Here is an 8,966-nt window from a genome sequence, read left to right on the forward strand (position 1 = left end):
AGATTTAATTGCCCGTAGTTACTAAGGTATTGTTAAAAAGAGAAAAAAACTTTTACTGTAACTGACGACAGGGATGAGCTTACGAGTGTAGGTTCACTTGCAATTGTGTATCGTAGAGTTCGAATACGATAATAATAACGCTACATGCCCTTAATCTGCGTAGTTAAAAACTTTGAAGTGATAGACAACCGAAGTCATATCTGTGCAACTCAGTTTAACGATTTGTCTACCAGTTCAATATTTCACCTTTTTTGAGAAATCTTTAGCCACTTTTTTGTGTGAAACGCCCCAAAAGAGCAGACAATTAAAAGTGTGGCATATGACCACAATTGTCTATCCCCACTTAGCATCGGGAGGCGTTTATGAAAAGTAACAAACTTGGCCATGTGATGTCTTTCAGCAGGATGTTTTCCTTCATTGCATTCTTGACGGCCACATTCGCATGGATTCTCAGCATGTACGCCCTATTTACTGTTTCTTTAGTGGCTCTTTTGGTCAGTGCAATTCTCTACCTAAAAGACAGGTTTTATCAAAACAAGAAAACGACCACTGAAAAGAGCGCCTAGGCGCTCTTTTCTATTGGATGTCATTTCCGTGTGACTTGATATAGTTATCAATCCGTTCGAGTTCGTGAAAATAACCATACATACCAATACGATTAATTTCTGGTTCTATACAGTATTTTTCTTCTTTTACCATAGCTTCTACAAACATTCCGCTTGATGCAATTGTGAAAGGTGGACACGCTGAGTAACCATTACTTTCTGCAATATATTTCAATCGCCCAAATTCAAAAATTTGACCTGGAATAGCAACGATAAGGGACAAGACAATTGTTATAGTTATCACTTTAATCGGCACTTTGACTAACTGAGTCATTCGATCAAATAAAATATAGACCAATAATGTAGGGCATAAGAGTAAGCTTGCGATACTTAAAACATATGACGCATCAATGTAGAGCACTTGAAAACCACTACTGAGCTGAAGCGGTAGAGATTCGAAAACGAAATGATGATAAAGGCGATAGATAGAGTAAGTAATCAGTAATATGAACATAAGCAACACGAAAGCTGTGTGAAATGGATGCTTCTGTTGTGTCATTTCTATTACCTTATAGTTGAGGAGACGACAGAGAGCTGCTTAGCTTCACTCTTCGAAGAGAAATATTAAACTGCTAGCAAATGCATGCTCTCCCATTTCTGAGAAGTGCGTGACGAATCAACGTTTAATGTAACTTTTAAATCTACCAATATCTTACAGACACAAAAAAGGATGCCACTTGGGCATCCCTTTATATCTTTATATTTAGTCGGTTTACTTAAAACGATTACACGTCGTAAGTTGTAGACGCTGTGTCGCCGCCTGTACCAGTCCAGTTAGTGTGGAAGAATTCACCACGTGGACGGTCAATACGCTCATAAGTGTGAGCACCGAAGTAGTCACGTTGAGCTTGAAGCAGGTTCGCTGGTAGACGAGCTGTTGTGTAACCGTCTAGGAAAGATAGCGCAGAAATCGTACATGGCATTGGGATACCAGACTCTAGAGATTTCGCTGCTACTTTACGCCATGCTGCTAGGCTGCCTTGTAGGATGTTTTTGAAGTACTCATCAGAACCAAGGAAAGCGATGTCTGGGTTCGCTTCGTACGCATCACGGATGTTGCCTAGGAACGCAGAGCGGATGATACAACCACCACGCCACATTAGTGCTACGTTACCGTAGTTTAGGTCCCAACCGTTCTCGTTAGACGCCTCGCGCATTAGCATGAAGCCTTGAGCGTAAGAGATGATCTTAGAAGCTAGTAGCGCTTGACGTAGTGCATCAACCCACTCTTGCTTGTCGCCTTCAACTGGAGTGATTGTCTTACCGAATAGAGACTCGGCTTCAACACGTTGGTCTTTCAGTGCAGATAGACAACGAGAGAATACAGACTCAGAGATAAGCGTTAGTGGAATACCTAGGTCTAGTGCGTTGATACCAGTCCATTTACCAGTACCTTTTTGGCCTGCTGTGTCTAGGATCTTTTCAACGAGAGGCTCACCGTCTTCATCTTTGTAGCCAAGAATGTCAGCCGTGATTTCAACAAGGTAGCTGTCTAGCTCAGTCTTGTTCCAATCAGCGAATACTGCTTGCATCTCGTCTGCAGACATACCAAGACCGTCTTTCATGAACTGGTAAGCTTCTGTGATAAGCTGCATGTCACCGTATTCGATACCGTTGTGTACCATCTTAACGAAGTGACCAGCACCGTCGTTACCAACCCAGTCACAACATGGCTCACCAGCGTCAGTTTTCGCAGCGATACCTTGGAAGATAGGCTTAACCGCTTCCCATGCTTCAGCAGCACCGCCAGGCATGATAGATGGACCGAAGCGCGCACCTTCTTCACCACCAGATACACCAGTACCGATGAAGTGGATACCTTTTTCACGTAGTGCAGCAACACGACGGTTTGTATCTGGGTAGTTAGTGTTACCACCGTCAATAATGATGTCGCCTTTGTCTAGCAGAGGTACTAGCGCTTCGATGAACTTGTCTACAACGTCACCAGCGCGAACCATCAACATTACTTTACGCGGCGTTTCTAGCTTCTCTACTAGTTCTTCTAGAGAGTATGCACCGATGATGTTCGTGCCTTTTGCTGGACCTTCCAGGAACTCGTCTACTTTAGCAGCAGTACGGTTGTGAGCAACCACTTTAAAGCCGTGATCGTTCATGTTTAGGATAAGGTTTTGACCCATTACTGCTAGGCCAATTACACCGATATCACCTTTCATTGTTTCTCTCCAATTTTATTTCATCGACGAGCAGCGTCTTAAGCAATTTTTGCTGCCGCGTCTAAATCTAAATACCATTCCGTTAGGCCCGATTTCGCTTGAATCTTAGCCGCTGGGTATGGCAGTGCGTGTGCTGGTGAACTGTTAATTTCTTCAACAATGTCCGCTTTTCCTGCACCAAGCACTAAGTAACTAATGCGTTTCGCTGCTTCTAATACGCGTGCGGTTTTCGACACACGAAGTTGGCCCGATTCAGGATGCGACGCCACAAGAGATAGGTTCGCATCATCATAATTCGTTTGGCCAGGGAACAGAGAAGCTGTATGACCATCTGCACCAACGCCTAATAAGATCCAGTCAAACACAGGTGTGCCGTTTTCACTCGGGATCACCTCTGCCATCTCTTTTGCAAAGCGCTCGGCTTCTGCTTTAGGCTCATCTTCGCCACGGATGCGGTGAATGTTTTCCGCAGGAATATTTACTTGGCTAAACAACAACGTGTTCGCTTCACCGTAGTTGCTTTCTGCATCGTCAGGGGCAACACAACGTTCGTCACCCCACCAAAAGTGGAGGTTTTCCCATTGAATGGAGGTTGCGTAAGCCTCTGAAGCCAGTAGTTTAAACAGCATTTTAGGAGTGCTGCCGCCAGAAAGAGAGATGTGAACAGGTCTGCCCATTTCGCTAAACGCTTTCATATCGTTAGCTAGGCTTTCAACTACCTGTTCTGCTGTTTGGTAGATCTTATGGTTGATCATAGTTCACAGTAATCCGTATCTGTTAAGTTTTTACATGGGAAACGCCAAGCGCGGCCATCACGCTGTAACAAGTCATCTGACTCTTTAGGTCCCCAAGTGCCGCATGCGTACCCGAAGAGGGATTGTGGATCTTGCTTAAAATCTAAGATTGGCTGTACGTATTGCCAGCACGCTTCCACCGCATCACTACGTGCAAATAGCGTAGCATCACCATTCAAAGCATCAAGTAGAAGACGCTCGTATGCCGTTAGCATTTGCGTTTCTTGCAGGTCAGCGTAATGGAAGTTCATTTTCACTTCCTTCGCTTCAAAGCCTGCGCCTGGCTCTTTCAAGCCAAAGCTCATTTGAATGCCTTCGTCTGGTTGAATACGAATGATCAGCTTGTTTTCTGGTGCGTTTTGACCAAACACAGGATGCGGTGTTTGTTTAAAGTGGATAACCACCTCAGTAACGCGTGTTGGAAGACGCTTACCAGTACGCACGTAAAATGGCACGCCATTCCAACGCCAGTTGTTGATGTACGCTTTCAAACCGATGTAAGTCTCTGTACGAGAATCGTCTGCAACTCCCGGCTCTTCACGGTAGCCGCGTAGGCTTTGCCCACGGACTTCAGACGCCGTGTATTGGCCTAATACTAGGTCATTGCGCAGAGCGTTTTCGTCTAATGGCTTTAGGCATTGAAGCACTTTTACCACTTCATCACGCATCGAGTCTGCATTGATTTGCGCTGGTGGTTCCATACCTACCATTGCTAATACTTGTAGCAAGTGGTTTTGGAACATGTCGCGCACAGCGCCAGAGTTGTCGTAGTAACCACCACGTTCCTCTACGCCAAGGAATTCTGCGCCTGTGATTTCAACGTAATCAATGAAGTTACGGTTCCAAAGCGGCTCAAACATCGCATTAGAGAAACGAAGCACAAGTAGGTTTTGTACCGTTTCTTTACCTAAGTAATGGTCAATTCGGTAGATTTGATGCTCTTGGAAGTGCTCGTGAATTTCTTTGTCCAGAATACGCGCCGATTCAAGATCATAGCCGAATGGTTTCTCAATGATCAGGCGTTTCCAGCCATCCTCTTCACTGTTAAGACCATGTGCTGCAAGACTTGCAGGGATCACACTATATAAACTTGGTGGGGTTGCTAAGTAAAAAAGCGTATTGCGTTGCTCGAATTGATATTCGTCCGCAAGTTGGTCTAAGCGAGAAGATAGCTTACCGTAATCTTGTGTGTCAGAAGTATTAATTGCTTGGTAGTGCAGATGGTTAATAAATGCATCAAGCGTTTCTGGCTCAGTCTTTTCCATTTCCTGAAGCGATTTTTTCAGCTTCGCGCGGTAAGACTCATCACTGTATTCAGTGCGACTTACACCCAGAATGGCAAAATTCTCTGGAAGCTGCTTGTTCGCGTAGAGGTGGTATAAAGCAGGAATGAGCTTACGGTACGTAAGGTCACCTGAAGCACCAAAAATAACGATGCTGCTGTTTTCTGGTATTACCATCATCTTTCCCTTAAAAACGAGGTACTTATTGTGTGCCCGGATACGGCTAGAGAATTAGCCAACCCTATCAATGGCACCTCAAAATAGAAAATTGGTCTTACCTATTACGTTGATAGGTAAAGTCTATGGGCCCAAAGAACCTTAAGAAGTTGCATTTCCGATTCTTGGAAACACGACGTATTGAGGTCATTTAAGTCACTTATGTCTCAAAAGTACACACTGTACTCGCTGGAGGAGAGTCCGACACGGGGCAATATTGTCTACGACTATTTGATTTACATCAACACTTGCCAGTGCAAACGTTTAAATAAGTTGCACAAAACGTCATAAGCGATTGTATTTTATTGATAAAAAAAGTTTCATCTGAACGCTACAAAATTTAAGCAAAAACTCTAATATGGGTAAAAATTACTCATACTTGCAATCCATTACAGTTTTATCGTGATCTGTGTTACTTACTTTTTATTTCATCATCCTATTGATAATGATACTCAATTAAAGATAATGAAATCACTATTAATGTGAAAGTAGAACGCCATGAAATCAAGCGCCATTAACCCACATCCCATTAACCGAATACAATCGGTGCTTGACTACATTCACACCAACTTAGACAGCACTCTGAGCGTAGATGAAATATCAAAAGCAAGTTGTTGGTCGCGCTGGCAACTGCAACGCGTATTTCAACAACACACTGGCGTATCCGTCGCTCACTACATCAGAGAGCTTAAACTTAGCCTTGCGGCTGAGCGCTTAATCCATACTTCTGACCGCTCGTTAGATATAGCGATAGAAATGGGATTTACATCTGAACACGCATTTAGCCGAGCGTTCAGGAATATGTTTTCAAAAAGCCCCCGCGAATATCGAAAAACGCAACAACTCTCCGGGTTGAGGCAACCTTTGACGCTGCGTAAGACACCAGAAGAAGAGAAAAAACATCAGCGCTTTATTGAAGTTCGAATAGAAACAAAACCGGCTTTTGAACTTGCTGGTTATCATGAACCTATTCACGGATTGTTTTCCGCTACGCCCGATTTCCAATCCAAAGTACCGTCACTTTGGTCACGTCTTTATTCATCTGAAAACCTTAATAATTCGGAAAGTACTTACTTTGGCGTGATTGATGTGACGCAAGCGTATTCAAACAACCAACAACTTGAGTATTGGGCAGGTTATGAGTGCAGTCCAACAGCAAACGCACCAAGATCAACGAACTCTTCCAACTCGGGGTTAGACCTCTTGGCTGTTCCTGAGCAAACCTACGCCGTCATTACACACATAGGCAAAGCATCAGAGCTCGCCTCAACGCTGGAATGGTTTATTTTACATTGGCTACCCTACTCTAATTATCATGCTATCGATGGTTATGAGTTAGAGCTTTATCCAGAAGGTTATGATGTTGATAGCGAACAAGCACAAATGCAGTATTGGATTCCTGTCGAGCCAAACGACTCGCTATCTTTAAAACCTAAGAACAGAAGAATAAGTTCCAAAGATTAGTGTTTTGCACCAAATTGTTAACTTTTCCTATTTCTTTGAATATAGAATACAAATAACAATCATTATCAATAAATAGAAAAAGTAGTGGAATTTATAAATATGGAAAGTCCGATTCGATTTCATCGTTCAGCGGTTGCTATCGTCGTATCCGCATTGCTCGCTGGCCACGCCAATGCGACTGAGAGCGTATCCCAACACGAAACGATTACGGTGCTAGGAGAAACATACCGAAACACCGCAACTAAAACCGTTTTAGAACCGGAGGAAACACCGCAAGCGATCACGGTAATCACTAAAGATGACATGGACCTACGCGGCGTAAACTCGGTGAGCGAAGCATTACGTTATGCGCCTGGCGTAAATACAGAATTGCGTGGTGGTGCCGTTTCCCGACTTGACCTATTCAATATTCGTGGTTTTATTAACTACACCAACTTTTATGATGGTCTTCCTTTGCTGTACAACGGTTGGAACCTTCAACCGCAGGTCGATTCCGTTGCTCTTGAGCAAATCGAGGTTTTTAAAGGGCCAACGTCTGTTCTTTACGGCAATATTCCACCAGGAGGTATGGTCAACATTATCGCCAAGGCGCCTCAGTCAACACCCTCGCACTCTGTCTCGATTAGTACTGGGACTAACAACCTAAAAGAACTGACGTTCGACACCACAGGACAAATTGGTGATTCTAATGTGGATTACCGTATCGTCGGCCTGGCAAAACAGCGAGATGGTCAAGCCGATACGTCTGAAGATGAACGTTATGTACTCGCCCCATCTTTCAATTGGCAAGCGACAGAAAGCACATTAGTGAACGTGAATGTTTACTATCAAAATGATCCATCAGCAGGTATCTACACGACTGTGCCTGCATCTGGCTCAGTGATTAAAAACCCACTTGGCTCGATGTCACCAAGCACTTATTTGGGGGATGAGGACTGGAACACTTACGAACGCGAAGTTCTGATGATGGGTTACAAAGTCCAACACGACTTTAACAACAATTGGCAATTTCTACAGAATGCCCGCTACATGACCGCCGATGCCTATCAGGAAAACACATATAACGGTGCACTTGAAGCGGATAACCGTACCGTTGGTCGAAATGCCTATTTAACCGATGAAAAGTCCAAATCCTTTGTGATTGACAACCAACTATCGGGCTACATTAAAACAGGAAATTTTGAACATAACTTATTGTTCGGGCTTGATTATCAGTATCTAGACTCAGATGTAAAATACAAAGACACGCTTGGGTATTCGCTAACTCAGGACATTTTTAATCCTGACCACAACAGCATTGATCGTAATGCACTGAATTTCCAATACAAACAAAACTTGGATATCAAAACGAAGCAGATTGGCGTTTATTTCCAAGATCAAGTTCGTTACGACCAACTTGTAATGATTGCAGGTCTTCGTTGGGATAAATACGATTCAAATACAGACGCCGTTAGCGATTATCTAGGAACAGTATCCAAGAGCAAGGAAGAGTTAGACGATACCAACGTATCTTTCCGAGTCGGTGGTTTGTATGAGCTAGATTTTGGTCTCTCGCCATACCTTACTTACTCGGAAAGTTTCGAGCCAATTGCGGGTGCCGACTCTTCTGGTAAAGCATTTGAGCCATCAACCGGTCATCAATGGGAGTTAGGCTTTAAATACGCACCATTATCTGGTGATATCTCAGGTAACTTAGCACTCTTCCATATTACGAAGAAAAACGCGATCTTGACCGATCCGAATAATCCATATGCACCGAACTATCAAGCGGGCGAAGTGGTATCACAAGGTATTGAACTTGAGGCAAAATGGCAAGCCACAGCACAAGCTGATTTCACTCTAGGCTATACATATACCGATATGGAGATTACCGAGGACAGTTATTACAACCAAGAAGGTAAAACGCCGGTTTGGGTACCTGAGCAAACGGCCTCTCTATGGGCCAATTACTTCTTTGAAGGAAATCTTTCAGGCCTTCGTACCAGTGCTGGCGTTCGCTATGTCGGAGAAGCACAAATTGATGCACAGAATAGTCAAAAAGTACCGGACTACACCTTGTTTGATTTAGCAGCAAGTTACGATTTCTCAACGGTATCTGAATCAATGAAAGGGGCTAGCGTCACACTTTCTGCAAGCAATCTATTCGATAAAGAATACTATTCTTGTTACGACAAAAATAACTGTTGGTTTGGCGCTGAGCGCTCTATCGAAGCGAAGTTAGAATACAACTTCTAACCTCTTAGAACGGAACAGCAGTAATTTGTAAAGCGATGGTTTCTACAATAAGCCATCGCTTTTTATTTTGCATAGAGCATCAATATAAACGCTACCTTGTCACTTTTTTATAGCACCTTTCTGGCCTACCAACAGAGCCATAGTTTAAATCAGCCTCTAGTTCACCAGTGCTGATAAGATACTCCAAATAGCGCC

Annotated in this window: 7 protein-coding genes and 1 pseudogene; 3 read left to right on the plus strand and 5 right to left on the minus strand. The window is 43.5% G+C overall.

Annotation, left to right across the window (positions count from 1 at the left end):
* The first annotated feature begins 362 nt into the window (after window positions 1–362).
* Window positions 363–566, plus strand: a complete 204-nt coding sequence (locus tag IQR33_RS31025) for a hypothetical protein (RefSeq protein ID WP_064376720.1) — start codon at window positions 363–365, stop codon at window positions 564–566.
* 10 nt (window positions 567–576) lie between these two features.
* On the opposite strand, the gene IQR33_RS31030 is transcribed toward IQR33_RS31025, so the two are convergent.
* The 4 genes from IQR33_RS31030 to zwf form a co-directional block, all read right to left on the minus strand.
* The gene (locus IQR33_RS31030) at window positions 577–1,104 is read right to left on the minus strand and encodes a hypothetical protein (protein WP_033906174.1); all 528 of its coding nucleotides are present in this window, start codon (window positions 1,102–1,104) and stop codon (window positions 577–579) included.
* Window positions 1,105–1,330: 226 nt separating this feature from the next.
* Complete coding sequence (gnd, locus tag IQR33_RS31035; protein ID WP_005377160.1) at window positions 1,331–2,779, minus strand: decarboxylating NADP(+)-dependent phosphogluconate dehydrogenase; 1,449 nt, start codon at window positions 2,777–2,779, stop codon at window positions 1,331–1,333.
* A 38-nt stretch (window positions 2,780–2,817) separates the two neighbouring features.
* Window positions 2,818–3,534 carry a 6-phosphogluconolactonase gene (gene pgl / locus IQR33_RS31040; protein ID WP_017634562.1) on the minus strand — a complete coding sequence of 239 codons (717 nt, stop codon included), beginning with the start codon at window positions 3,532–3,534 and terminating at the stop codon, window positions 2,818–2,820.
* Window positions 3,531–5,033: a glucose-6-phosphate dehydrogenase gene (gene zwf, locus IQR33_RS31045; protein ID WP_017634563.1), complete on the minus strand. Its 1,503-nt coding sequence runs from the start codon at window positions 5,031–5,033 to the stop codon at window positions 3,531–3,533. The genes pgl and zwf overlap by 4 nt, the downstream gene beginning before the upstream one ends.
* 537 nt (window positions 5,034–5,570) lie before the next feature.
* On the opposite strand from zwf, the gene IQR33_RS31050 reads away from it, so the two are divergent.
* A complete protein-coding gene (locus IQR33_RS31050; protein ID WP_053350326.1) occupies window positions 5,571–6,536 on the plus strand; it encodes a helix-turn-helix domain-containing protein in 966 nt (321 codons plus the stop codon).
* A 99-nt stretch (window positions 6,537–6,635) separates the two neighbouring features.
* Window positions 6,636–8,771, plus strand: coding sequence for a TonB-dependent siderophore receptor (locus IQR33_RS31055; RefSeq protein WP_064376719.1), 2,136 nt, complete (start codon window positions 6,636–6,638; stop codon window positions 8,769–8,771).
* A 91-nt stretch (window positions 8,772–8,862) separates the two neighbouring features.
* On the opposite strand, the pseudogene IQR33_RS31060 reads toward IQR33_RS31055, so the two are convergent.
* Window positions 8,863–8,966, minus strand: a pseudogene (locus IQR33_RS31060) (two-component system response regulator); the annotation flags it as partial.

The sequence above is a fragment of the Vibrio sp. OPT46 genome (assembly GCF_015163535.1).
Classification (GTDB): Bacteria; Pseudomonadota; Gammaproteobacteria; order Enterobacterales; family Vibrionaceae; genus Vibrio; species Vibrio alginolyticus.

Coding starts and splice junctions, on each gene's coding strand:
- IQR33_RS31030 (WP_033906174.1), bottom strand. CDS start 1,104: ATGACACAACAGAAGCATCCATTTCACACAGCTTTCGTGTTGCTTATG.
- zwf (WP_017634563.1), bottom strand. CDS start 5,033: ATGGTAATACCAGAAAACAGCAGCATCGTTATTTTTGGTGCTTCAGGT.
- IQR33_RS31055 (WP_064376719.1), top strand. CDS start 6,636: ATGGAAAGTCCGATTCGATTTCATCGTTCAGCGGTTGCTATCGTCGTA.
- gnd (WP_005377160.1), bottom strand. CDS start 2,779: ATGAAAGGTGATATCGGTGTAATTGGCCTAGCAGTAATGGGTCAAAAC.
- IQR33_RS31050 (WP_053350326.1), top strand. CDS start 5,571: ATGAAATCAAGCGCCATTAACCCACATCCCATTAACCGAATACAATCG.
- pgl (WP_017634562.1), bottom strand. CDS start 3,534: ATGATCAACCATAAGATCTACCAAACAGCAGAACAGGTAGTTGAAAGC.
- IQR33_RS31025 (WP_064376720.1), top strand. CDS start 363: ATGAAAAGTAACAAACTTGGCCATGTGATGTCTTTCAGCAGGATGTTT.